Here is a 24,664-nt window from a genome sequence, read left to right as displayed (position 1 = left end):
GAAATCAGTTATAAATGAAGAAGTGTAAAATACTTCTCAAATCACCTGCTCGGATAAATATCTACGATTTAACCAAACGGCAACCCATCAGGGGAAGTGTTGCTCACCAGAGCATTTGTAAAATTTAGTAAACATGAATTAATTGAGTCTATGACTAATAAAGTAGCTCATCCTATGATGAAGTTTCAACGCAAAGTTTCCTCCCTGGTAGGATCAAACGTTCTGAAACCCAGTGACAGTATCTGGAAGTTAGCCCTTCTTTATGGAAATGACTGGTCTTACTGGAAAAAAGAACTATTAGAGTTTGGTTTTACAATGCAAGATCCCGTCAGCGAAGTGTTAGTCGTTGAAGCATGGGATGAAGATTAAGTTAGTTTTTGTCTTTTTAAAATCCATCCATCTTTGCAATCATCCCCCAGAAAGCTGATTATGCTTGCTGTTTAAACCCAACCTTCAAGATGATGCAATATTTTTTACCAAAAACCGTCTTCGTGACGTAGCCTAGAGAGGATTTTTAATGTTAAGGTAAAGTCATCAAAGATTGTTACCTGCTAAGGAGATAGCTATGCTACACCGCAAGATTTATCAACTTTGTACAGAGGGCCGAGAAGTTTGTCTGTTCTTGCGGGATCAGCAACGTTGGATCGAAGGTGCGACTATTGTTTCTCTAGAAGGGGACTTAGTGACCATTCGCTATGAAACCGAAGAGGACGAAGAAATAAGTTCTTGGGAAGAAATGGTGAGACTAGAAAGTATTGGTTCAGTTAGCCAAAAATTAGCTTCTGTTCCCAGATACAACTCAGAAATTTTCGTATCTGATGACTGTCCCGAAGCAGAACAGATTCACCCCAAGTCTCCCGACTCTAATCAAGATCCCAAGGGTTAAGTCATCCGACTTAATCTCTGGCTTTCCTATAACTAATTAGGGTTTGCTGAATAAAAGCAAAACCCTATTCTTTAAAAGGTTACACCCATATTCGCGATCGCAAAAAAGATCAGCTTTGTCGGCTACAAACCGCTATAATTGGTAGAAACACCTCCCAGTTGTTGGTCAAGAACAAATGTATCGAAAAGAGGAGCAACCTTTACCGCCCCCAGAAAAATTTGAATTACCTTTCGAGGGCAAATTGTCCCCCAATAATCGTTGGGTAATCATGGCAGAGTTGATACCTTGGGATGATTTTGAGGAAGAATATGCTAAACTTTTTTCAGCAGAAAAAGGTGCGCCAGCCAAACTATTTAGAATGGCATTAGGGACATTAATTATTAAGGAAAAATTAGGAACAAGTGATAGAGAAACTATAGAACAGATTAGAGAAAATCCCTATCTACAATACTTTATAGGTTTAAATTGTTATCAACAAGAGCCACCACTGGAATCTTCAATGCTAGTTCATTTTAGGAAAAGAATTGATGGAGAATTGATAAACAAAATCAATAAAAAAATAGTAAAAAGAGAAATAGACAAGAGTGATAAAGAAGTAAAAAAAAAGGATTGTCTCCAAGAAAAAGGAGAAAAAATAAAAAATAAAGGTAAACTAATTTTAGATGCGACTTGTGCGCCAGCAGACATCAAATACCCAACGGATTTAGGCATATTAAATCAAGCCAGAATTGAGACAGAAAGAATAATAGATAATCTTTATAAACCATTAAGAGTAAAATTGAGAAAAAAGCCGAGAACTTCTAGAAAAATTGCTAGAAAGGAATACTTAAAAGTAGCTAAAAAACGAAAAGTATCTTATCAAGAAAGAAGAAAAGCTATCGGGAAACAGTTAAAATACCTTAAGAAAAATTTAGGAAATATAGAAGACTTAATTCAAGCTGGGGCTTCCCAGGAAAATCTGAGTAAAAGACAGAAAAATTGTCTAGAGACTATCAAAAAAGTTTATGAACAACAACAGTCAATGTGGGAGAATAAGACCCAGAGTGTTCCTCAAAGAATTGTAAGTTTAACTCAACCGCATATTCGTCCAATAGTGAGGGGAAAAGCAGGAAAACCAATAGAGTTTGGAGCTAAACTCTCAGTAAGCTGTGTAGATAACTATGTGTTTCTAGACAAAATAAGTTGGAAAAACTTCAATGAATCTTGTCATTTAAAAGAACAAGTAGAAAAGTATAAAGAAACGTTTGGCTATTATCCCGAATCCGTCCATGTAGATAAAATTTATCGAACTAGGGAAAACAGAAATTGGTGTAAGGAAAGAGGGATAAGAATCAGTGGTCCGAAGTTAGGAAGACCTCCGAAAAATGTCAGTGAAGAAGAAAAGAAACAAGCCCACTCCGATGAATGCTTCCGTAATGCTATTGAGGGAAAGTTTGGACAAGCTAAACGAAGATTTAGCCTAAATCTCGTGAGATTTAGCCTAAATCTCGTGATGACAAAACTCCCTGAAACCTCCATTACATCTATTGCTATTACATTTTTAGTTGTCAATCTTTCTAAACTTCTGAGGCAGTTTTTGTCGCTTTTTTTGTCCTTATTTACTAATAATAGAACAGGGGAACTCGTCAAACCGCCTTTCATTAATTTTGATTATACTTTAAACAATTTTTATGTACTAAAACTTATTGATTTGTCAGAAAATTCTTGGTCAAAAGTGGCATAAATTTTGGAGAAACTTTTTCAGCAAACCCTATTTAAAAGAAAGAATTAAAGTCGCTAAATTTATCGGTCAAGTTGACGAATCCGTAGAAATTCCTGCTTTTGATTATGTGGTTTATGATGATGGAACCAAACCTTTTAATCCTCAAAGAACTAAAAGAGAGATAGGAGAATTAAAAGCGAAAATTAAGGAAGTTTCTAGTATCACTGAAATTAAGAAACTTTTACGCCGTATCTCTGAGAAAAGATTAGCTATTAAAGAGTGGAAACAGTTAGTCGAAACAACCTATGCCGAAAGTCAGGGCGTGTTTGATAATTTCTCCCCTGAAACCTTCCAAGATGTAGAAAGACAAAGAACTCTTAATCAGGGACTAGAATCTCTCATTCAATCCTTATTTAAGTCAGAGATTAAAGCCCTCATTAAAAAGTTACCTGTGGCTAAGTATCGTCAAGTTAAGACGTTTAAGATTCACTTAGCTTCTATCTTGTGGGGAAGTCTAGCAGTCAAATATAACTACAGTGACAAGGTTAACTTTAAGCTGTTTACTGGACTGCTTAATAAAATTGCCCAATCTAATATCTTTGAGTTACCCTTATGGGATAACCTTTTATTACTCGACCAAGAACTAGAAGCCTTATCTGATGCTAATGATAAACTAAGCTCATATGAGTTAGATATCCAAAATAAAGCGGCGCAGCAACAGAAACACATATCAGCCATTGAGAAGCTTAAAAAGGCTAAAGCCAGAGCCGAAAGATTAGCCTCCTATGGAATAACAGATAAACTGAATCAATTAACCAGAAAGACTAACTTGAAAGTATATCAGCCGAAGTTAAAAGGGGTTTTAGCTAAAATTCCTCGGACAGGGAAAGTCTTTATAAAATCTGCTAAAAAGACAGGTAAATCTTCAGAAATCAATGAGCCATTAATTAAAGAGTGGAAGAAAAAAAGGAAACCTATTATCTCCATTGTTCCCCGAATTCTGCTCTATAAGGAACAGGTGGATAGATGGGAAATAACTGCCATCGATAGCTACGGGAACATCCATCGAGAGTTTCATGAATCTATCGCTTTATGTTTCGATTCTTTGGGTAAGATATCCTATTTTGATTGGTCAGGTGCCTTAGTTATTTTTGATGAAATTAGGCAAGGTTTAAAGCATCTTATATCATCTTCAACCTTGGAAGAGATGAGGTCTTATATTCTCAAGTTACTGCAAGAGAAGCTACCAGAAGCGATTAATGGAGGTGGCTTAATTGTTAGCTCTGATGCGGATTTAACCAACGTAGAAGTTAATTATATCGATGGGGTTTGTCCTGATGGAAATACCTTTATTGTTGATAATCAATACCGAGACGAAAAAGGAATTATTAAGTTTGATGGGGGACAGATTGATGATGATTTGACAGAGATAAAAGAACGTTATCAAAATGGGAAGAATTTAATTATTTTCTGTGATGCTAAATCCAACAGTAAAGCGATACATGAAGCTTTAGTTAACTTAGATCCCTCTGCAACTCATTGGTTAATTAATGGGGACACCACGGAAAAACCAGAAGTCAAAGAAATTATCTCTAATAATATTAATAAATCCATCAAAGAACAGCAACCCCGTACCTTAACCTATACCAATTCCATGAGTACAGGAATCTCCATTGATGGTTGGATTGATGGAGTGTTCCATAAAGATGTTTATGAACATTTTACTTATGGCTTTGTTGTCGCTGTGGGGGGAATTATAGAACCAGTAGAAGTGACTCAGGCTATGGGGAGGAACCGTAATAATATTGATTTTACTATTCACTCAGGTACAGGGAAAAACAAAGAAGACGCTGAGAACTCTTGTGACCCAGAAGTAATTAGAAAACAGATCATTAAACGGAATAATAATGGCTTAAGTATCTGGGGTTTAACTTCTGAAATATTATCGGAAAGATTAGGACGAGAGGTGACGGATATAGAGGTAATCAAAGAACTTGAAAAACGGTGTGACCCCGATACAGGGAATATAATAGATCCTCATTTAGACCTTTATTCTGAAGTTAAAGCTAGGGCTAATTATGCTGGTCAAAACTTTGACCTGATGTTGTTTAAACAACTACAAAAAGAGGGCTTTACTGTAGCGGTTGGGGAGACTTGTCAAGAAAAAAATCTTGACGGGGAGTTTCATCGATTGACTAAAGATAAGAATATTCTAGATGAGGCAGAAGGAATTTCATCAGCAGATAATATTACCTTAGAGATGGCCTATGAATATTTACGAACCAACGTTACTATTGAACAGAGGCGACAGGCCAGGAAAGCTTTACTTCGCCATGAATTTCCTGGAATTGATCTTACCCCTGAGTTTATTTATAAGAACATACTTAAAGACAGACGAAGGCGAGTCAATGGTCACAAGCTCTGGTGGTATTACTATCATCCTGAAATAACTAAAGAGATCGACTTGGGCCACTATGTTAGGAAATTAAAACAATTTAGTCAGGGGGTGATCTTCTTACCGGATATTAAGAACTACACCATAATGATTGAAGAGCTTAAGGCGTTGGGTGTGCTAGAGCTTATTAACCTGAAGAAACCCACCCTAGCTGGTGTGACTGGAGATCCGTCATTGGTGAGATCAGTTGAAAACCCCATAGAAATATCGAAGGATGACCCGAAGGTAATCGAATTTATGAAACGGGCTTTGTTTAGACGATACTCCATTCATACCAACTTGGGGTTAACCGTTACCCAAAAAACGGACCCAATGAGATTTATTGACCGGCTACTGCAACGGGTGGGGTTAGGGTTGACTTGTACTCGTACTGAAAAAGTTGGGGATTCTAAAACTAGTGCAGCTTAGCAAAAATAATCCACCAGTCACTTATGATCTTTAAAGCCCTTAAATTTCCAAACGAACGGCTTAGCAAAATGTTGATTAAAGTAATCAATAAAATTGAGAATTTTTTGGGATAGTTCTTCAGTTGAACGGACAGTAATTCTTTTGAGTAAACGCCGGACTAAGATCGAAAACCAACACTCAATTTGATTAAGCCACGATGTATGTTTGGGAATATAAACAAAGCGAATTCGATGAGATTCATCTGATAAAAAATCTGCTCTGCTGTCCATAGATTGCAAAATCACCTCCTTTCCCTTTCTCCCCAAATCAATAGTAATTCCACAGCTTTCTGCTACTAATTTGACTAAGCTTTCCGATTTATGAGTGTTGAGTTGATCTACAATAAAAATCCATTCTGCTTTTTCATCAATCTTAATCGTTCTCTGGATATGTTCAGAAAAATCTTGTTCTGTTCTTGTCGATCCAATAGAGGGACTAACAACTTTTCCTCTTGCCACATCCCAGTTCGCAATCAAGCTTAAAGTTCCGTGTCTTTCATATTCAAATTCGATTTTTTCTACTTGTTTAGGCTTGATTCTTTTGTTCGGAAATAATCTCTCAAGAGCTTGAATCCCTGTCATTTCATCTGTACTACTTAACTGAATTCCTTGTTCTAACAAAGTTTTAGCTTCTTGATGAAGTTCACAGATATATTTGACTTGCTTTTAAATTTTAAGGGATCATCAACTTTGGCATTTAACCAGTAACGAACGAGATGTGGTTGTAATGTCGCTTCTTTTTAAAAAACGCCCCACACTACGGGGGGAAATCTTTTCGACAATTCCTCTTTTTATGGCTTCATCCGCCAACTCTGAAGGTGTCCAATGGCTCACTGGTCTGTCTGATTTTTCACATTCTTCACAAGCGATCTCTACAATCTGGACTACTTGTTCGACCGTAAAGGATTTTGTTGTTCCAGGTCTTGGGCGATCGCTTAAAATTCCTTTGATCAAGACCATTAATGCTTTCTCCGTTACCTGTTGTTCTTCGGCGGCACTCAGTTTTTCTCTCTCCTCAAACCATCGCGATCGCCACTGACGCACTTGTACTCGGTCTAATTCTAATCTTCGACTAATCGAACTATTGCTCTCTCCTGATGCTGCGGCTAAGATTAGCTTGGCTCGTCTAACAAGGCGATAGGGGTTTGTTGTCCCTCTCACTATTTGTTGGAGTACTGTTTTCTGTAGGTTGGAGAGGTTAATTGGCAATGCTTTTATCATGGACATCAACTTCGAGATTCTTCCGTTAGTTTCATTGAAACACATTGTCGTGGCTAGTCACGAAACTTTCTGTAAAAATCTGGTGGATTACTTTCGCCAAGCTGCACTGGGGGCATACCTTGTTCACCGCAAAACATTTTACGCCGTAAAAGCCATTCATCAAAAATTAACTGAGGTTCGAGAACGGGATAGTCTTGCCAAGTAGGACATTCATGATTACATCCAATGTTGTAACGAGTACAATTTCCCGTATAAGCGCAACGTCCAGTAAACCAATAACAATCGTGCATATAGGTAATTACAGGACAGTCTAACTTTTCTAAAGCACTAACAAGAATTGTTGGCCATTTCGCACCGTAAATATTGCCGATGATGATTAAATCTGGACAAAGAAAATCGGCTTCACATACCACCAAATTCACAATATTTTCTGAAGAAACTCCAGATTCTTGGCACAGATAGACAAGAGATGTTATCCCTAACCAGTTTCCGGTCCCCTCAACAGGTGTAAAGGGAATTCTGCTCTCAACATTATCTCCTGAACTCCAGCATAAGGCAGCAACATCATAACCCATCAATAAAAAGGATTGAATTTGTCTCAGTTGAGCTAAACCTGCCCCATACTGAAAACCGACATCATTGATAAATAAAACTCTTTTATTTGTTTCGCTCAAGATCTGTCACTCCACAGGATTTTTAAATTTATGATTGATGTAATTTTTGATAGTTATTATTCATTGATCACTAAATGATTTAACGATCAATTGATAAAAATTGGTCCCGTACGGAGGTCAGTTCGGGAAGAAAAGGAATATCGTCACCGTAGGTTTTTTGTTTCTCATGAACTCGGTATGCTACAAGAGGCTCGGGAATATGGACAATCTTAGCTTGATTTACAGACATACGAACCCATAGTTCATAGTCCATGCTATAGAAGAGGTCTTCGCGCACTTTCCCCCCTGAACGTTCCCATAATTCTCTCGTCCAAAAAACTTCGGGTTGATAGAAAAAGTGACCTTGTTGCCAACATTTATCCAAATCTAGTAACTGTTCGGTAGGTAAGGGAACAACTTCCCCAAAAGGAAGCTTACTATGATGCACTTTGAAAGGAGTAGGGCAAAAGTCTTCTCGTAATTGAACTCCTCCTGCGACCATATCTGTTACGTAGCGATCAAAAGCCAGAGCTACCCTAAACAAAGAATCAGGTACATAAGAATCGTCGCTATTGAGCCATGCCAGAATATCCCCGGTAGCCAAGCTAAAACCTTTATTAAGAGCGTCAGACTGTCCCTTATCTGGTTCAATAATGCAATGGGCAAATTGATCTTTGTGGCGACCTAATATTTCATGGGTATTATCTGTAGAGCAAGCATCTATCAAGATATATTCAAGGTTAGGATAGTTTTGTTGAAGTATTGAACGAATAGTTTCTTCAATGTATTTGCCTTGATTAAAAGTTACAGTGACCACTGAAATTTTTGGCCATGGTTTGCCTGATGGTAATGTAGAGGGAATACGAATGTTAGGATCATGCCAAGGCCATTGCTGATATTGATGCAAAGGTGAGATTATATCTAAAGGATCTTTCCAGTTAGATGGAGGGGAATCATAAAGCTTTAAACCGTTGAAGGTCAAATTAGATACTTCCCAACTTTTAAAAAGAGACTGATGTAGATTAAAATCTTTTGGATTCAACGCTTGTACATCTGCCTGAGTAATTATTTTAGTATTATTAGAAAGCCTATTATGAAGTAAAGCCCAATCTACAAGACTAGGATTTTGACCCAGACAAACCACATCAAATTCACTTAAATTAGTCTGTTGAGTTTCCACCATCCAACTACCAAGGTCTTGCCAAATCATTTTGACCCCTACAGTTTGCAGACTGATCGCTAAATTGGGAGAGCAAGCAAAACAAAATACTTCTGCACCTCCATAGGCCAAGGCCTGAATCAAAGAAGCCATTCTAGCATCAGGACTAATACACAAAATCTGACTAGGTTTAGAAACAATTTCACTAAAGAAACGTAAAGGTTCTTCTGATACATCTTGAATATCTAGTTCATTATTAAAAGTTACTCCTCGTAACACAATTAATGCTTCTGTAGAGTCTGATATTAAATTCACTTTAACTGAAGCAGATTCAACCCTAGATTCTTCCTCGACAGAAGAGGTATCAAGCTCAGGTTTTGGAGAGATTATTTCTTGATTTTCTTCTAAATTCGATGAGGATTTATTGACTAATTTTTTGTATATGGTGAGTAGTTTTTCAGTTTTCGTTTTTCTCAATAAGGATTTAATAACTTGCTTGAAAGCAACACGACCTATTTGCAGTGTCTCTACAGAAGCATTAAGAGAATTGATTTTTTCTTGTAAAGCGTCTATCTTTTTATATTTGCTATTCAGGTTTTCTTGCTGAACATTGAGTTGATTTTTAAGTTCTGCATTATGCTGTTTAATCTGAAAATTATGAAAGTTTAACTCGTTAAGAGTTTGAGAATAAATAGCAACTCTATTTTGAAATTTGAGGTTTATGGACTTTAGTTTCTCAACCTCTTGTTGAGTTGCTGCTAAATTGTCTAGTAAATTGCTATTTTGGAAAGCAAGATAGTTTACTTGTTGTTGAGTTTCTGCTAAGCTTCTATTAGCTGTATCTAATTTTTCTAACAAAGTAACATGATTTTCTGATGCCTGATGACACTCTTTAAGTAATCTTTATAAACTGGCATCACGACTTTCAATAATTTTCAAAAGTGTGTCTTTTTTGATGTTTTCTGAAGAATTATCCACCATATCCTAGTAACCTATCTGCTTGACGACAATGTTCATTTTGCATAGCAACAATATAAAAATCTGAATTAATGTTACTTTCAAGAGCAACAATTTTTTCTTCTTTAAAACCTCTTGATGGTTGATTTAAATGATTATCTCCTGTACATTTTGTAAATTTCCAAAAATTATTGGCAAAGGAGGAATAGCAATTAATTTCCAATAGACTACAGATTTGACGAATATATGAATCGGGATTTTGACAGATGTCTTCATAGTGAAAGTTAGGATAGTGGTGAACTGCCTTTGCATATTCTAAGTAAGCTAAGCTAAATTCGTCAATTGACAGTAAATGAAATTGTTTAAAGGTGCGGGTCAGAGATTCATAAACATCTGCTGACCTTCGGCTGATGACAACAGGACAGGTTTCAAACCCATGATGAGAAAGATAAAGTTTTTGTTCCAATAAACCACTAGGGAACAACGAGCCATCTCCTAATACATTCCCCAAAAAGTTAGGTGTCGGCCAGTCCCTAATCACTAACTTTTTACCCAACAAATTAGCTTTATGTATAATGAACTCTAGTTTATTAATAAAACTTTGTCCTAACAACGATTGATATTCCGTTGGGGAAAGTAAAGAAAACCAATTTTTTGCCTGCTCTTCCATCGGGATAACAGAAAAGTAAGGATTAATTTCAGATAAGACAACGTTATTTGAAATGCTGCCCAAACAACGGTTTACTAAAGTCCCTCCCGAACGAGCAAAAATATACAAGATGGGAATTTTTATCTGTTTATTCAATGATTTTGTTCTCTCCTTGAGTCCTTCTCGTTAACTAATGTTAGTGTGTTAGGATGGCATCGAGGTAATTATACCGGATTGAGCGTCAAAATACATTTGAACAAATACACTGCGGACACCAGTAAATCTGGAGACACTCAGAAGTCTAAAACTTTCTGGGTGCAAGTGAATCCCCAACTATAATCTCTGATGAGCGTTGGGGTGTGTTCAATTACTCAAGTTTACCTAATTCTAACTTCCACAACCGAACAACCCCATCATTATCCCCAGACACCAAAAAGGAACCATCCCCAGTAAAAGCAAGACTATTAATATAATTAGTATGGCCTTGAATTAATTGTGTTAATTCCCCTGAAACCAGATCCCAAATAGCAATCATTTTATCTTTTCCCCCTGAGGCCAGATAACGACCTTCTAAACTAAAGGCCACACAATTAACATAATTAGTATGACCTTGAAAACGATGAATTTCTTTACCAGAAATAATGTGCCAAACTCGAACAGTTTTATCTCGACTAACAGAAGCAATAAATTGACCATCAGGACTAAAAACTATATCTTCTACACTATATTTATGACCTTCTAATTGTTGAACCTGTTGACCGGAGGCAACTTCCCAGATTTTAATTGTTTTATCGTTACTACAACTGGCAATTAATTGATTATCAGGACTGAAAGCAACCCCTTCAATATCCTCTAAATGACCCTGTAAAATACGAGTGGGTTTACTCCCTTTAAAATTAGGCCAACTATTAGTAATCTCCCAGAGACAAACTGTTTTATCCCAACTTCCAGACGCAACCCATTCACCATTAGGACTCACCGCAACACTACTAACCCAATTTTGATGACCCTGTAAAATGCGTTTACATTTTCTTGTATGAATATCCCAAACCCTTACGGTTCCGTCCCAACTTCCAGAAACTAAATGTTGATTATCAGGACAAAAGGCTAGACTAGAAATCACACTTTCATGACCTTCGAGACAATTAATTTCTCGTTGTTTAATGATATCCCACAGATGTATGATCCCGTCACTGTATGCGATGGCCACCCAACGACCATCCTTACTACAAGCTAAACTATAGACCCAATTGCTATGTTGCTGCATTTGCTTAATCTCTTCTCCCGTTTCTCTATCCCAGAGACGGATAGTATTGTCCGATGCTGCCGAGATCAGATAACGCTCATCGGGACAAAAAGCGATCGCTTGGATACTATTACTATCTCCCTTTAGTTTTTGGGGTTTTTGTCTTTGTGCGAGAGACCAAATACAAATATCTTTATCATTAATGGCGGATGCAGAGGCTAAATGATCCGCATTTTTATCAAAAATTAATGCTGTTACCCAATCTTGATGTCCTTCTAATATTTGTTGAAATTTCCCTGAAGTAACATCCCATAAACGAATTTTTTTATCCCTTCCTCCCGAAGCTAATAGTTTACTATCAGGGCTAAAACTTAAGCTTTCTACTGCAGTTTGATGATCTTCTAAACAGCGCCATTCTTGACCAGAAATCGCTCCCCAAATTCTCACAATTCCGATGTGGGAACCAGTGGCAATAAATTGATTATCTTCGCTGAAAGCAACGGCGGTGATAGAACCCATAGGGTCCGATAATTCGTGGCGTTTTCTTCCTGTTTTAATTTCCCAAACAATAAAGGTTTCATCAAGACTTCCTGAGACTAATAAAGAGCTATCTTTATTAAAGGCTAAATCTGTGATGGTTTTGGAATGACCTTGTAATTGTCTTAATATTTTTCCTTGACTTAGATTCCATAAATATATATTTTGTTGCCAAACTAAAGCTAATATTTCTTGATTTTCACTAATAGCTGCACAGGAAGTTGGACAGTCAATTTACCACTGATTAATAGGGTTATCAAAATCTAATAAAGATGCCCCTGATGCTTCGACAACTAAGACCTGCTTTTGATTCAAGGCAATAACTTTCTTCAGACGACCTAAACCCAATTTTTTAGCCATACCTTGTTGTTTTAATAAAGGTAAGGAAAACTTACCTTGTAAATTTTCTGCATTTTTTGCTCAATTCTAATAGTATTAACCTGTTCTTGTTTTCGTAGTTCCCACCATTGGTCTACGGTAGAACTCCGTTTATCTCTTTTAATTCTCAGGGCATCTACAATTAACATATCCCAAGGATGCTCTAACCCTTTAGGCTGCCAAAGATCGGTTTCTAAAGCCCTTTTCATCGCTGGAGGTGGTAGTTTTCCTGTTAGTAGTTCATGGAGAATCATTCCTACTTCAAATAAATCGCTTTGTGGTCCTACTTCTCCCCCTGTCATAATTTCTGGTGCTGCATAACATTCGGTAAAAGAACGGGTCTTTTTTCGTTTAGCGTCGCTTGCTAAAGTGGCGGCACCAAAATCAATTAAAATTAACTGATCATTGGGGGTTAGGATCATATTCTCTGGTTTGAGATCCAGATGATAAATTCCTGCTTCGTGAATAGCTGTTAAAGCATTAACTAATTGTCCAATTATTTTTTCTACTCTATCTGGGGATAGCTTCTTTTCGGGTTGATCTTCTAACTCTTTAAGTAAGGTTTTTCCCTGTACCAACTCCATAACAATATAAGCTGTATCTCGTTCTTCAAATAAATCTCTTACTTTGACTACATTGGGATGATCCAATTTAGCTAATATCTGCCCTTCTTCTAAAAAACGATATAAGTTTCTTTTGTATGTCTCTCTATTTTTTTCGGGAATAATTAATAGTTTGGTTTCAATATTTCGGGATACATATTCTACTGGATAAAATTCTTTGATGACCACCAGATTCTTTAATGCGGTATGATGGGCCCGATAGGTAATGCCAAAACTGCCTTTTCCCATAGCATTCTCTAAACAATAAGTATGCGATCGCAGTTGGGTTCCTTTGGGTAACACTTCTTGTAACAATGAAAAGACTTGCGCCCCACAATTAGGACAAATTTGGGTCGTTTCGGGAAGGTTATCCATATGGCAGTTTAAACAGCGCATTTATTTGCTTATTTATATAATCTAAATTTATTTAAACCCCGTGGTTAACGACGGAGTCTTATCTTTTTTTTATGATCCCATCTTACCTGAGTTCGGCATTGTTCGTATCAGAAAAACCCACGGTTTTAAGTCCGTGGGTTAGTTTTAACCGTAAAAAATCTTAATTCTTAATCATGCAACTGGGGGAAGTCAGCCCGAAAGTATTAAGGATAGGATGTCTTAAGTTCGATTTGGAGAATTCCCTATGAAACGGATTCCTATACTTGGAATGTTCACCCTTGGTCTGACTCTCACCACTTTTATGGGTACAATAACTGTTAACGCTCAAATTATCGAACTGGGAGATGATGTTCGGGTAGATTTTTCTAACCAACGCCGTCGCCGTAACAGAACAAATGTAAGGGTTTATGGTGATAATGGTCGCTTGACTGTTGGAGTAGAAGAACAAAGAAGACCCCAAACTAGAATCCGCATTAATGACAGAAATGGCTCCCCTTCTCTTGATATTCGCCAAGAAAGACCCGCCCCAGAAGAAAGAGTAAGAGTCTCTTTCCCTTTCTAACTAACTAAGTTTGCGACATTGTTTTACTAAACCGTCAAATCCTTCCCAAATTTGTTCGTCAGATGCTTGAATCATCCCAAACATAAATTTGGTTTTTCTCTTGATTTCTAAGGTTAATACTTCTTCTGATGGTTCAAATTTATAGTCTAATGTGGCTGCAATTGTTCCATCAGAAATCATGGGTTGATTCCTAACTTTTAACTCAACTTTACCTTGGTTTTCGCCGTAGTAATCAGCCCAACCTTGTTCGGAACCATTGGAAGTCGGGGGTTTTATACATTCGTTGAATTGTTTGAGATTAATATTTTCATATTTTTTCAACGATGTTGTGGATGCGGAGGAACTTAGAGTCATACTGAAGAAAAAAGTAGCAGTTGTTACATAAGCCAATAGATTATCTGGCTTTCTTATTAATGCTTTCATGATGTTTTGCCATGGGGTAAGTCTATATGTTTGTAATGATAGCGGCTATATTTAATTATGGATTAATAAATAATCAAATTTAAGCAACCCTTAATATTTTTCCAAAGTTAAAGAAATGTAAATATCAGAGAAAATTCAAGAAATTGAAAATTTTTACTGGGTTTGGAAAAGATACATACAAAATGGGACAGTATGTAAAATTTTGTAAAGAAGTTATGAGAATACAAGTTATATAGCAATCACCGAATGATTCATGAGATTATCGAGATCCCCCCTAACCCCCCTTAATAAGGGGAGTTAGGGGGGATTAGTTTCAACATTAATTCTCACAACTGAATACATGATTGCTATATTAACGTTGTAGGGGTTAACGGCCGTTAACCCCTACTTTAGGAAACTGGTATTAATTAAACCTCTCAACGTTTGAGCTTTTTCTTCAGAAAAATTATCTATCTTTTTAATTAGGGTTTGCTGAAAAAGTTTCTCCAAAATTTATGCCACTTTTGACCAAGAATTTTCTGACAAATCAATAAGTTTTAGTACATGAAAATTGTTTAAAGTATAATCAAAATTAATGAAAGGCGGTTTGATGAGTTCTCCTGTTCTATTATTGGTAAATAAGGACAAAAAAAGCGACAAAAACTGCCTCAGAAGTTTAGAAAGATTGACAACTAAAAATGTAATAGCAATGGATGTAATGGAGGTTTCAGGGAGTTTTGTCATCACGAGATTTAGGCTAAATCTTCGTTTAGCTTGTCCAAACTTTCCCTCAATAGCATTACGGAAGCATTCATCGGAGTGGGCTTGTTTCTTTTCTTCTTCACTGACATTTTTCGGAGGTCTTCTTAACTTCGGACCACTGATTCTTATCCCTCTTTCCTTACACCAATTTCTGTTTTCCCTAGTTCGATAAATTTTATCTACATGGACGGATTCGGGATAATAGCCAAACGTTTCTTTATACTTTTCTACTTGTTCTTTTAAATGACAAGATTCATTGAAGTTTTCCAAACTTATTTTGTATAGAAACACATAGTTATCTACACAGCTTACTGAGAGTTTAGCTCCAAACTCTATTGGTTTTCCTACTTTTCCCCTCACTATTGGACGAATATGCGGTTGAGTTAAACTTACAATTCTTTGAGGAACACTCTGGGTCTTATTCTCCCACATTGACTGTTGTTGTTCATAAACTTTTTTGATAGTCTCTAGACAATTTTTCTGTCTTTTACTCAGATTTTCCAGGGAAGCCCCAGCTTGAATTAAGTCTTCTATATTTCCTAAATTTTTCTTAAGGTATTTTAACTGTTTCCCGATAGCTTTTCTTCTTTCTTGATAAGATACTTTTCGTTTTTTAGCTACTTTTAAGTATTCCTTTCTAGCAATTTTTCTAGAAGTTCTCGGCTTTTTTCTCAATTTTACTCTTAATGGTTTATAAAGATTATCTATTATTCTTTCTGTCTCAATTCTGGCTTGATTTAATATGCCTAAATCCGTTGGGTATTTGATGTCTGCTGGCGCACAAGTCGCATCTAAAATTAGTTTACCTTTATTTTTTATTTTTTCTCCTTTTTCTTGGAGACAATCCTTTTTTTTTACTTCTTTATCACTCTTGTCTATTTCTCTTCTTACTATTTTTTTATTGATTTTGTTTATCAATTCTCCATCAATTCTTTTCCTAAAATGAACTAGCATTGAAGATTCCAGTGGTGGCTCTTGTTGATAACAATTTAAACCTATAAAGTATTGTAGATAGGGATCTTCTCTAATCTGTTCTATAGTTTCTCTATCACTTGTTCCTAATTTTTCCTTAATAATTAATGTCCCTAATGCCATTCTAAATAGTTTGGCTGGCGAACCTTTTTCTGCTGAAAAAAGTTTAGCATATTCTTCCTCAAAATCATCCCAAGGTATCAACTCTGCCATGATTACCCAACGATTATTGGGGGACAATTTGCCCTCGAAAGGTAATTCAAATTTTTCTGGGGGCGGTAAAGGTTGCTCCTCTTTTCGATACATTTGTTCTTAACCAACAACTGGGAGGTGTTTCTACCAATTATAGCGGTTTGTAGCCGACAAAGCTGACCTTTTTTGCAATCGCGAATATGGGTGTAACCTTTTAAAGAATAGGGTTTTGCTTTTATTCAGCAAACCCTAAGTACAGGATTTATCAGAGTCTTGAGCCTTTACCCTCTCGTCAATCAAGTAACCTTGGTCTGTAAATTTACGGAGATGTCTCAGTCAAAGGCATTACTCGCATAAAATCAAAAAATGAGAAAATACTAAGCAAAACTTAACAAAACGTCATGCAAATAACAAATCAAATTCATTTTAGAAATGTCAAGGGGGATATATTCGGCGGGTAACCGCAGCCGTGATCGCCCTTCCTATGGCCCTGGCCTTCGGTGTAGCCTCTGGTGCAGGTCCTGCGGCTGGTTTATGGGGTGCAGTATTAATCGGTTTTTTCGCTGCTTTATTTGGCGGAACCCCCACCCTCATATCTGAACCCACCGGTCCAATGACGGTGGTAATGACAGCAGTGATCACAAAATTGACCGCAGATAACCCCGAAAACGGTCTAGCGATGGCTTTTACCGTGGTCATGATAGCAGGGGTCTTTCAGATTATTCTCGGTGCGCTGAAACTTGGTAAATATATTACCTTAATGCCCTATACAGTAATTTCTGGCTTTATGTCAGGTATTGGGCTAATTCTAATTACTTTACAATTTGGTCCATTATTAGGAACAGCTAACCCCAAAGGTGGGGTAATAGCAGCCCTACAAAATGCTCCTACCGTATTAAGTAATCTTAGTCCCAACATAGGTGAGGTTATTTTAGGTTTGTTAGCGGTAGCAGTGTTATTTTTAATGCCCTCGAAACTGAAGAAAGTTGTTCCTCCTCAGTTAGTAGCGTTGATTGGTTGTACCTTAATTTCAGTCTTCTTCTTTGGCAACGCTGAGATTAAAACCATCCCTGAGTTTAGCGCGGGACTTCCTTCTTTAGTCATGCCTACCTTTACCGTAGATCAAGTGCAAATCATGATTGTAGATGGTTTAGTGTTAGGGATGTTAGGTTGTATCGACGCATTATTAACCGCAGTTATCGCTGACAGTTTAACCCAAACTCAACACAACTCTGATAAAGAATTAATTGGTCAAGGTATTGGTAACTTAGTCTCTGGTTTATGCGGTGGTTTACCCGGTGCTGGTGCCACCATGGGAACCGTAGTTAATATTCAAGCTGGGGGACGCACTGCCGTATCTGGTTTATCTCGTGCTTTTATCTTATTGGTTGTGGTGCTTTGGGCTGCCCCTTTAACCCAAAATATTCCCTTAGCCGTGTTAGCAGGTATTGCCTTTAAGGTGGGTATCGATATCATTGACTGGAAGTTTCTCCAACGCGCTCATAAACTGTCTTGGAAAGCAGCGGCCATTATGTATGGGGTGATGTTGCTCACTGTCTTCTATGATTTAATTACTGCCGTTGGTTTAGGGGTATTCGTTGCTAACATTTTAACCATCCAAAAATTAGCCAATATTCAAGCCGATCGCGTCAAAGCTATTGATACCCACGAAGATGATCGTCTTGCTAACCAAGAAGCCAGACACTTGATGAAAGAAGCCAATGGACGTATCTTATTACTCGACTTAGGGGGCCCCATGAGTTTCGGTGCATCTAAGGCCATCACCCAACGTCAGAATATATTAGATAACTACGAAATGTTGGTGATCGACTTAACTCATGTACCTTTATTGGGTGTCACTGCTACCCTAGCTCTTGAGAAAACCATCGATGACGCTTATGCTAAAGGGTTAGAAGTTTATATTGTCGGTGGGGAAGGAAAACTCAAAGAGAGACTACAAAAATTCGATATTTTGGATCGAGTTCCTCACAAAAACCGTGTTCAAACCCGTGTTGCAGCGTTACAGTTAGCTGTCGCCAGTATCAATGGAAACACCATGGAACAAATTCAAAAAGGAATGGGGATCAACGGTTCTCATTTCCCTGAAGACGATAACAACCCATCTAACGGCGTTACTTCCGGTGATCGCCTTTCTAACTAGAAAAGGCTCCGAGGCAGAAGGCAGGAGGCTAATATATTGAAACGTCTCCCCCCTCTCCCCGAAGTCTCACTCTTTCAGAAAAAAATTGTCCACTTAGTCAAAAATTATGTTCACAAGTCCACCTATTCCACTATTAGCGACAGAAACGACAGCCAATCTTGGCCCGACGATTTTAGCCGGTGTTTTACTCAGTTTAATTGTTATTTATTTAGCCAGTAAATTAGGGGGAGAAATCTCTAGATCCCTTAATTTGCCTCCCGTTTTAGGAGAATTAGTCGGTGGTGTAGTTGTTGGTGCATCTGCCCTACATCTATTAGTCTTCCCCGAAAGTGGTGCCACTGCGGCGGACTCGGTATTGATGAGTACCTTACAATTAGTAGGAGGTTTAACCCCGGAAGCTGTTCCTGAAGTGTTTAATAGCCAAAGCGAAGTTATTTCCGTTTTAGCAGAGCTTGGGGTGATTATCCTCCTCTTTGAAATTGGTTTAGAATCGGATATCAGAGAGTTACAGGAAGTGGGTTATCAAGCTGCTATTGTGGCAGTTGTGGGTGTGATTGCTCCCTTCACGGCCGGTACGGTTGGCTTGATGTTACTGTTTAATGTTCCGACAATTCCTGCTATTTTTGCCGGTGCAGCTTTAACCGCTACCAGTATCGGTATTACCTCCAAAGTTTTGTCAGAATTAGGTTATTTAAAGTCGAAGGAAGGACAAATCATTGTTGGTGCTGCGGTTATTGATGATGTATTAGGAATTATCGTCTTAGCAGTGGTGGCTAGTTTGGCTAAAACTGGGACTGTTGATGTGGTTAATGTTATCTATTTAATCGTTAGTGCCACAGTCTTTTTATTGGGTTCTATTTTCTTAGGCAAGTTCTTTAATAAGTCTTTTGTCGCAGTTTCTGAAGTTTTACAAACCCGTGGTAAGTTAGTGATTCCTGCTTTGATTTTTGCTTTCTTTATGGCGTTTTTAGCTAACGTTATTCAACTAGAAGCTATCTTAGGAGCCTTTGCTGCTGGTTTAGTTTTGGATGAAACCGATAAGCGCAAAGAATTGGATCAACAAGTTATTCCTATTGCTGATATTTTAGTTCCCGTTTTCTTCGTTAGTGTTGGGGCTAAAGTAAATTTAGGTGTACTTAATCCTTTTGTTGCTGAAAATAGAGAAGGTTTGATCATTGCTACATTTTTGATTGTTGTTGCTATCATCGGTAAGTTAATTACAGGATGGTCTTTTACAGGGCAAGAAAAAATTAATCGTTTAGCAATTGGTTTCGGTATGATTCCTCGGGGTGAAGTTGGCTTAGTTTTCGCTGGTATTGGTTCAGCAAGTGGCGTATTAAGTCAATCCCTAGAAGCAGCTATTATTGTGATGGTGATTCTGACAACTTTCCTCGCACCTCCTTTATTGAGGTTTGCCTTTAAAGATCCTTCAGAAACCTCAGAAAAATTGCAAAATGCTGATATAGCTAATTAATGTAAAAAAAGGGACAACTTTTAGTTTATAATTGTCCCTTTTCGCCCCTTGCTATGGTACAATGGTAAGTTAATCATGGTCAAAGCAGTCACAATGGGAAAAAGAAACCCGTCTAAAAACAGGTTTAAAAGTTTGATAACTAAGACAGGTAAATTATTAAGAGATGATAATTTTATGGTTGGTATTCACTTTGTTGAGAATGCCGTTTCTAAAATTTTGTCTGTCGCTCTGATTATTGTTGTTGGGGTTTCTTTATTTGAGTTGACATTGATATTAGCAAAAGATTTATTTACCACTGAACCAGTTGGCTTTTTTAATAAAACTTTAATTGAAATATTTGGTTTATTCCTCAATATACTAATTGCCTTAGAATTATTAGAAAATATTACTGCCTATCTCAGGAAACATATTGTTCAAGTAGAGTTAGTTGTGGTAACTGCCCTCATTGCAGTTGCTAGAAAAATCATTATTTTTGATCCTTCAAAATACGCTAAAAATGATTTAATTGCCCTCGCTTTTGCTTGTTTTGCTTTAGCAGCTAGTTATGCTCTCATCCGTTTTATTAATCAGAGAGATAATTAATACAGGGAGGGTAATATGAATCAACAAAATGGCGAAGAAATACAATCTTTACAACGGTTAAAAAGACTCTCTGACGGTATTTTTATGTTAGCAATGACTTTAATGGTATTGCAGTTTGACTTACCAGATGTTTCAGCAGAGATGTCAAGCAGACAAATTAAAGAATTTTTAATTGCTCAACTGCCGGCACTTTATATTTATCTAGGTACTTTTATTTTAATTGCTTTTTATTGGTTTAGTAACTTACAACAATTTACTCATTATAAAAAAACAGATACCGTTCATTTATGGCTTAATTTATTGTCATTAATGTTTGTGGTGATTATTCCCTATACTAACGATTTTATTAATATTTATAGTTTGAATCCTTATGTACAAATTTTTTACAGTGTTAACTTATTTTTAGTCGGCCTGTTTTCTTTTCTGAGTTGGTGGTATGCTTCTAGAAACAACCGTTTGATAGATTCTACCTTAGAAAAAAAGGAGAGTAGAAAAATAGGCATAGAAAGTCTGATTGACCCCTTAGTATCTCTATTTTCCATTGTTGTCTCATTAATTAATCCTAGTGCAGCTTAGCAAAAATAATCCACCAGTCACTTATGATCTTTAAAGCCCTTAAATTTCCAAACGAACGGCTTAGCAAAATGTTGATTAAAGTAATCAATAAAATTGAGAATTTTTTGGGATAGTTCTTCAGTTGAACGGACAGTAATTCTTTTGAGTAAACGCCTGACTAAGATCGAAAACCAACACTCAATTTGATTAAGCCACGATGTATGTTTGGGAATATAAACAAAGCGAATTCGATGAGATTCATCTGATAAAAAATCTTGTTCTGTTCTTGTCGGTCCAATAGAGGGACTAACAACTTTTCCTCTTGCCACATCCCAGTTCGCAATCAAGCTTAAAGTTCCGTGTCTTTCATATTCAAATTCGATTTTTTCTACTTGTTTAGGCTTGACTCTTTTGTTCGGAAATAATCTCTCAAGAGCTTGAATCCCTGTCATTTCATCTGTACTAATTAAATGAATTCCTTGTTCTAACAAAGTTTTAGCTTCTTGATGAAGTTCACAGATATATTTGACTTGCTTTTTAAATTTTAAGGGATCATCAATTTTGGCATTTAACCAGTAACGAACGAGATGTGGTTGTAATGTCGCTTCTTTTTAAAAAACGCCCCACACTACGGGGGGAAATCTTTTCGACAATTCCTCTTTTTATGGCTTCATCCGCCAACTCTGAAGGTGTCCAATGGCTCACTGGTCTGTCTGATTTTTCACATTCTTCACAAGCGATCTCTACAATCTGGACTACTTGTTCGACCGTAAAGGATTTTGTTGTTCCAGGTCTTGGGCGATCGCTTAAAATTCCTTTGATCAAGACCATTAATGCTTTCTCCGTTACCTGTTGTTCTTCGGCGGCACTCAGTTTTTCTCTCTCCTCAAACCATCGCGATCGCCACTGACGCACTTGTACTCGGTCTAATTCTAATCTTCGACTAATCGAACTATTGCTCTCTCCTGATGCTGCGGCTAAGATTAGCTTGGCTCGTCTAACAAGGCGATAGGGGTTTGTTGTCCCTCTCACTATTTGTTGGAGTACTGTTTTCTGTAGGTTGGAGAGGTTAATTGGCAATGCTTTTATCATGGACATCAACTTCGAGATTCTTCCGTTAGTTTCATTGAAACACATTGTCGTGGCTAGTCACGAAAGTTTCTGTAAAAATCTGGTGGATTACTTTCGCCAAGCTGCACTAGTACAAACTCGCGACGGAAAAAGGGGGAAGGCACAGGCTACCTGTTTAGCAAAGATGTGAAGCGCAAAAACAAATCCTATCCTCAGTGGTGGTTCCAATATGAGGAGACGTTACCCAATGGGGATCGGAAAAAGAAAACCGTCTATGTGCCAAAGGCATCCCTGGATATGATCGGCTCAATGAATCGGGATAAGGTTCCGGTTGTTCAAATCCTGGAAGTCCTTGGCAAAAAAGCTAGTGCTTAACTCCCACATCATTCACCAAATAGATTAAGTTAGCGGATTGTTTAGATTAAGGGGAAGAAACGGAAGGTCAAACAACTTTCTAGGTTCTTCCCCTTTCCTCATGGACACCCATCTACCACAACAAACACAGCGATAGAAATACCATGTTATCTCTTCATGTTCCCTAGTATCAGCAAAGATCATCACTCCTTCGTGAAAACAGTGGGGGCATTCGTGAGGATTTCGTGAGTAAGTTTGAATCATACTTTACTAGGGGTAAACTGACACTTTAGGAAGTTGTGCTAGGGGTTAATCAAGCGATCGCATCGCATTGTCTACCACTTCCCTGTTAACTTCCATATACGGAATAGCTGATGAGTAACTTTTCCAACCCATAGCGTCCATTAATTCCTTGGGGGTTAGAGCCTGACGGGATAACTTATCGGCTACAGTTCTACGGTAGCTATACAAGGAAAAATTATGATGCTGAAAGCCACACTTTTCTAACAGTTTCTCAAAACGATATCTTAACCCGTGATAGGTCAAAGGCTTAGATAAGTTTCTAGGGGAAGCGAACATATAAATTGAGTTATGTCTATCGTAGCAATCGAGTTCTTTCTTAAGTTCTTCTCGGACTAAAACAACCCTATCCTTTGCTGGTTTCCCTGCCGCTTGCTTACGGGTTATCCCTTTAAACAAGAGCCTATCTTTCACAGTCCCATCTTCATGATAACAAATGTTCTGTTCTAAAGATAAAACTGCTTGTGGACGTTCCCCAGTGTAACAAAATATTTGTAAAAATAACCTTAAATCTGGACTTGCTTTGTCGTACAATGCCTGTATCTGCTCCCTCTTTATTATAGAAAATTGACCATGCTTATTGGACTTTATTGGTAAATATTTCTATGTAAAATACTTTTTAAGTTCTTGTATAATTGTCACTAAGAACGTAAGAGTCTAGCAGATGCCAAACTGAGCGAGAAGGCTATTTTTATCATAAAAAGTAGGTTACAGCGATTTTACACTTTTTACGTTTTTCCGTATAAATGTAAGAACTACCCCCATTATACCCATATAAACCAAGTAAGATAAACCCCTAGTAAATGCTTAAAAAATTGGGCTGTTAAGGCAACCAGAAAGAAATACGATTAAGAGACAATAAAAGAAGCTGAATTATATCGATAAAAACCAAGATATTTTCTAGGGTAATAATGTTACACTTTTAACAGGATAAACGATTCAATAAGTGATATAATAAATGTGTTTAAGCAACGTTACCAGACTTGAAAAAGTTTTGCTTAAACACATTCTTTTATTTCCTTGGGAGTGTTTGGTGTGAGTGAGTGCCTTAGTATAGGTATTGTGCTAGTTTGTTTATCCATTAAAATTCACTTAACAGAACAGAATGGATCTAATCAGTAAGACAGACAGAGATGATTTAGAAATAAATTCCTGGGAGCGCGCCATTATTTGGGGAGCTTTAACCCTTCGTGCTTCTAATGTTAATTATGCTGACAATTTGGGGGATGATTCCTATCCATATAAGAATGCTGTGAGGATAGCTTTGTCTCGATCAATTGTTGACGGAGCTTTGACGGCCAACTTAAAGATCGAGGCAACATTTCCTTATCATTCAGTTGATGCTTTAAGTTCGGGTGGAGATTTTCTGTTAGGCTTGATGCAGTTTTATGATGGGACAGCCGAAGCGTATATTGGAAATGCTTGCAGTTTCATAGCATCCCAGGGATATAAAACGATGGACGGCGGATCAGGATTGCCAGACGACCCTCCCTACATAGATACTTTAGAGTCTTATTTTTGCTGGTGTTGCTGGCAAGCGGAGTTAAGTCTTCTTAGTCCTTTACCTAGTAAGTTGCTTCCCATTACGGTAGACTTTTTTGAGGAAACTAGACCGAACGCTACTCTAAAGATTGTTGCTAATATTCCCATTGATTACGAAGCTTTTAGGGAATCTGAAAATCTAATTTGTTCGTGCCTACCATTTTCTACTCAACTATCCCTTGCTGGACTACGGGCTTTTTCCTGGGATGAGATAACCAAGAAACCCTGTTATCTCGAACAAATACACTCTTGACGAGTTTACGGGGGAACCGGACAAGATTGTAGAGGGTGGTTATGTGCTTTGCGAGAACATCATTCAGTATCTGGAAACGTTGAAAGATGACCTTGATAAAGCTTTAGGACTCCAATATGCAGGGGCTAATAGTTTTCCTTTGCCTTGATTGTTGAATATCAACGTTAGCAATTATCCTTGAGGGGTATCTCTCTA

Annotated in this window: 22 protein-coding genes and 1 pseudogene; 10 read left to right on the top strand and 13 right to left on the bottom strand. The window is 37.4% G+C overall.

Going from position 1 to position 24,664, the window contains the following annotated elements; translation table 11 throughout:
* Nucleotides 1-150 precede the first annotated feature (150 nt).
* The 4 genes from CWATDRAFT_RS00495 (at nucleotide 151) to CWATDRAFT_RS00480 (ending at nucleotide 5,451) form a co-directional block, all read left to right on the top strand.
* A complete protein-coding gene (locus tag CWATDRAFT_RS00495; RefSeq protein WP_007312400.1) occupies nucleotides 151-369 on the top strand; it encodes a DUF4327 family protein in 219 nt (72 codons plus the stop codon).
* 196 nt (nucleotides 370-565) lie between these two features.
* Nucleotides 566-886, top strand: a complete 321-nt coding sequence (locus CWATDRAFT_RS00490) for a DUF6679 family protein (RefSeq protein ID WP_007303126.1) — start codon at nucleotides 566-568, stop codon at nucleotides 884-886.
* Between the two features lie 175 nt (nucleotides 887-1,061).
* Nucleotides 1,062-2,609, top strand: a complete 1,548-nt coding sequence (locus CWATDRAFT_RS00485; RefSeq protein ID WP_007303125.1) for an IS5 family transposase — start codon at nucleotides 1,062-1,064, stop codon at nucleotides 2,607-2,609.
* Nucleotides 2,572-5,451 (top strand): plasmid replication protein, CyRepA1 family, encoded by a 2,880-nt coding sequence (locus CWATDRAFT_RS00480; RefSeq protein ID WP_007303124.1) that lies wholly within the window; start codon nucleotides 2,572-2,574, stop codon nucleotides 5,449-5,451. The genes CWATDRAFT_RS00485 and CWATDRAFT_RS00480 overlap by 38 nt, the downstream gene beginning before the upstream one ends.
* A gap of 17 nt (nucleotides 5,452-5,468) precedes the next feature.
* Here CWATDRAFT_RS00480 and CWATDRAFT_RS00475 read toward each other — a convergent pair whose 3' ends face one another.
* The 8 genes from CWATDRAFT_RS00475 to CWATDRAFT_RS39095 all read right to left on the bottom strand — a co-directional run bounded on the left by CWATDRAFT_RS00475 (nucleotide 5,469) and on the right by CWATDRAFT_RS39095 (nucleotide 13,266).
* Nucleotides 5,469-6,110 carry a transposase gene (locus tag CWATDRAFT_RS00475; protein WP_007303123.1) on the bottom strand — a complete coding sequence of 214 codons (642 nt, stop codon included), beginning with the start codon at nucleotides 6,108-6,110 and terminating at the stop codon, nucleotides 5,469-5,471.
* Nucleotides 6,111-6,173: 63 nt separating this feature from the next.
* Entirely contained in the window at nucleotides 6,174-6,755 is a 582-nt protein-coding gene (locus CWATDRAFT_RS00470; protein WP_007303122.1) for a helix-turn-helix domain-containing protein, read from the bottom strand.
* Between the two features lie 8 nt (nucleotides 6,756-6,763).
* Complete coding sequence (locus CWATDRAFT_RS36810) at nucleotides 6,764-7,384, bottom strand: glycosyltransferase family protein (protein ID WP_007303121.1); 621 nt, start codon at nucleotides 7,382-7,384, stop codon at nucleotides 6,764-6,766.
* 79 nt (nucleotides 7,385-7,463) lie between these two features.
* On the bottom strand, nucleotides 7,464-9,380 hold the full coding sequence (locus CWATDRAFT_RS00460; protein WP_007303120.1) for a glycosyltransferase family 2 protein: 1,917 nt from the start codon (nucleotides 9,378-9,380) through the stop codon (nucleotides 7,464-7,466).
* 112 nt (nucleotides 9,381-9,492) lie between these two features.
* Nucleotides 9,493-10,257, bottom strand: a complete 765-nt coding sequence (locus tag CWATDRAFT_RS00455; RefSeq protein WP_232286898.1) for a sulfotransferase family protein — start codon at nucleotides 10,255-10,257, stop codon at nucleotides 9,493-9,495.
* A 238-nt stretch (nucleotides 10,258-10,495) separates the two neighbouring features.
* Entirely contained in the window at nucleotides 10,496-11,893 is a 1,398-nt protein-coding gene (locus CWATDRAFT_RS39105; protein ID WP_007303118.1) for a WD40 repeat domain-containing protein, read from the bottom strand.
* A gap of 252 nt (nucleotides 11,894-12,145) precedes the next feature.
* Complete coding sequence (locus tag CWATDRAFT_RS40900; protein WP_268742108.1) at nucleotides 12,146-12,271, bottom strand: hypothetical protein; 126 nt, start codon at nucleotides 12,269-12,271, stop codon at nucleotides 12,146-12,148.
* 11 nt (nucleotides 12,272-12,282) lie between these two features.
* Nucleotides 12,283-13,266, bottom strand: a complete 984-nt coding sequence (locus tag CWATDRAFT_RS39095; RefSeq protein WP_232286896.1) for a serine/threonine protein kinase — start codon at nucleotides 13,264-13,266, stop codon at nucleotides 12,283-12,285.
* 265 nt (nucleotides 13,267-13,531) lie between these two features.
* Here CWATDRAFT_RS39095 and CWATDRAFT_RS00445 point away from each other — a divergent pair, with 265 nt between their 5' ends.
* The gene (locus tag CWATDRAFT_RS00445; protein WP_007303116.1) at nucleotides 13,532-13,849 is read left to right on the top strand and encodes a hypothetical protein; all 318 of its coding nucleotides are present in this window, start codon (nucleotides 13,532-13,534) and stop codon (nucleotides 13,847-13,849) included.
* On the opposite strand, the gene CWATDRAFT_RS00440 is transcribed toward CWATDRAFT_RS00445, so the two are convergent.
* Both CWATDRAFT_RS00440 and CWATDRAFT_RS00435 read right to left on the bottom strand, forming a co-directional pair.
* A complete protein-coding gene (locus CWATDRAFT_RS00440; protein ID WP_021830305.1) occupies nucleotides 13,850-14,170 on the bottom strand; it encodes a hypothetical protein in 321 nt (106 codons plus the stop codon).
* 594 nt (nucleotides 14,171-14,764) lie between these two features.
* A complete protein-coding gene (locus CWATDRAFT_RS00435) occupies nucleotides 14,765-16,291 on the bottom strand; it encodes an IS5-like element ISCwa2 family transposase (protein ID WP_007303114.1) in 1,527 nt (508 codons plus the stop codon).
* 287 nt (nucleotides 16,292-16,578) lie between these two features.
* On the opposite strand from CWATDRAFT_RS00435, the pseudogene CWATDRAFT_RS00430 reads away from it, so the two are divergent.
* From CWATDRAFT_RS00430 to CWATDRAFT_RS00415, 4 genes and pseudogenes are all read left to right on the top strand, one after another.
* Nucleotides 16,579-18,338, top strand: a pseudogene (locus CWATDRAFT_RS00430) (SulP family inorganic anion transporter).
* 106 nt (nucleotides 18,339-18,444) lie between these two features.
* The gene (locus CWATDRAFT_RS00425; RefSeq protein WP_007303112.1) at nucleotides 18,445-19,812 is read left to right on the top strand and encodes a cation:proton antiporter; all 1,368 of its coding nucleotides are present in this window, start codon (nucleotides 18,445-18,447) and stop codon (nucleotides 19,810-19,812) included.
* 174 nt (nucleotides 19,813-19,986) lie between these two features.
* On the top strand, nucleotides 19,987-20,394 hold the full coding sequence (locus tag CWATDRAFT_RS00420) for a phosphate-starvation-inducible PsiE family protein (RefSeq protein ID WP_007311331.1): 408 nt from the start codon (nucleotides 19,987-19,989) through the stop codon (nucleotides 20,392-20,394).
* A 15-nt stretch (nucleotides 20,395-20,409) separates the two neighbouring features.
* Entirely contained in the window at nucleotides 20,410-20,970 is a 561-nt protein-coding gene (locus tag CWATDRAFT_RS00415; RefSeq protein ID WP_007303110.1) for a TMEM175 family protein, read from the top strand.
* A gap of 17 nt (nucleotides 20,971-20,987) precedes the next feature.
* On the opposite strand, the gene CWATDRAFT_RS32500 is transcribed toward CWATDRAFT_RS00415, so the two are convergent.
* The 3 genes from CWATDRAFT_RS32500 to CWATDRAFT_RS00395 form a co-directional block, all read right to left on the bottom strand.
* A complete protein-coding gene (locus tag CWATDRAFT_RS32500; RefSeq protein ID WP_007303109.1) occupies nucleotides 20,988-21,440 on the bottom strand; it encodes a transposase in 453 nt (150 codons plus the stop codon).
* Nucleotides 21,441-21,504: 64 nt separating this feature from the next.
* Nucleotides 21,505-22,086: a helix-turn-helix domain-containing protein gene (locus CWATDRAFT_RS00405; RefSeq protein WP_007303067.1), complete on the bottom strand. Its 582-nt coding sequence runs from the start codon at nucleotides 22,084-22,086 to the stop codon at nucleotides 21,505-21,507.
* Nucleotides 22,087-22,683: 597 nt separating this feature from the next.
* Nucleotides 22,684-23,232 (bottom strand): tyrosine-type recombinase/integrase, encoded by a 549-nt coding sequence (locus CWATDRAFT_RS00395; protein ID WP_042711051.1) that lies wholly within the window; start codon nucleotides 23,230-23,232, stop codon nucleotides 22,684-22,686.
* A gap of 547 nt (nucleotides 23,233-23,779) precedes the next feature.
* On the opposite strand from CWATDRAFT_RS00395, the gene CWATDRAFT_RS00390 reads away from it, so the two are divergent.
* Nucleotides 23,780-24,469, top strand: coding sequence for a hypothetical protein (locus CWATDRAFT_RS00390; RefSeq protein WP_007303107.1), 690 nt, complete (start codon nucleotides 23,780-23,782; stop codon nucleotides 24,467-24,469).
* Nucleotides 24,470-24,664: the final 195 nt, after the last annotated feature.

It is taken from the genome of Crocosphaera watsonii WH 8501 (genome assembly GCF_000167195.1).
Classification (GTDB): domain Bacteria; phylum Cyanobacteriota; class Cyanobacteriia; order Cyanobacteriales; family Microcystaceae; genus Crocosphaera; species Crocosphaera watsonii.
This window is presented reverse-complemented; position numbering and strand designations above follow the sequence as displayed.

Excerpts from the sequence above, each read along its gene's own strand:
- CWATDRAFT_RS00495 (WP_007312400.1), top strand. The coding sequence starts at position 151 with ATGACTAATAAAGTAGCTCATCCTATGATGAAGTTTCAACGCAAAGTT.
- CWATDRAFT_RS00490 (WP_007303126.1), top strand. The coding sequence starts at position 566 with ATGCTACACCGCAAGATTTATCAACTTTGTACAGAGGGCCGAGAAGTT.
- CWATDRAFT_RS00485 (WP_007303125.1), top strand. The coding sequence starts at position 1,062 with ATGTATCGAAAAGAGGAGCAACCTTTACCGCCCCCAGAAAAATTTGAA.
- CWATDRAFT_RS00470 (WP_007303122.1), bottom strand. The coding sequence starts at position 6,755 with ATGTGTTTCAATGAAACTAACGGAAGAATCTCGAAGTTGATGTCCATG.
- CWATDRAFT_RS39105 (WP_007303118.1), bottom strand. The coding sequence starts at position 11,893 with ATGGGTTCTATCACCGCCGTTGCTTTCAGCGAAGATAATCAATTTATT.
- CWATDRAFT_RS40900 (WP_268742108.1), bottom strand. The coding sequence starts at position 12,271 with ATGGCTAAAAAATTGGGTTTAGGTCGTCTGAAGAAAGTTATTGCCTTG.
- CWATDRAFT_RS39095 (WP_232286896.1), bottom strand. The coding sequence starts at position 13,266 with ATGGATAACCTTCCCGAAACGACCCAAATTTGTCCTAATTGTGGGGCG.
- CWATDRAFT_RS00445 (WP_007303116.1), top strand. The coding sequence starts at position 13,532 with ATGAAACGGATTCCTATACTTGGAATGTTCACCCTTGGTCTGACTCTC.
- CWATDRAFT_RS00435 (WP_007303114.1), bottom strand. The coding sequence starts at position 16,291 with ATGTATCGAAAAGAGGAGCAACCTTTACCGCCCCCAGAAAAATTTGAA.
- CWATDRAFT_RS00425 (WP_007303112.1), top strand. The coding sequence starts at position 18,445 with ATGTTCACAAGTCCACCTATTCCACTATTAGCGACAGAAACGACAGCC.
- CWATDRAFT_RS00420 (WP_007311331.1), top strand. The coding sequence starts at position 19,987 with ATGGTTGGTATTCACTTTGTTGAGAATGCCGTTTCTAAAATTTTGTCT.
- CWATDRAFT_RS00415 (WP_007303110.1), top strand. The coding sequence starts at position 20,410 with ATGAATCAACAAAATGGCGAAGAAATACAATCTTTACAACGGTTAAAA.
- CWATDRAFT_RS00405 (WP_007303067.1), bottom strand. The coding sequence starts at position 22,086 with ATGTGTTTCAATGAAACTAACGGAAGAATCTCGAAGTTGATGTCCATG.
- CWATDRAFT_RS00390 (WP_007303107.1), top strand. The coding sequence starts at position 23,780 with ATGGATCTAATCAGTAAGACAGACAGAGATGATTTAGAAATAAATTCC.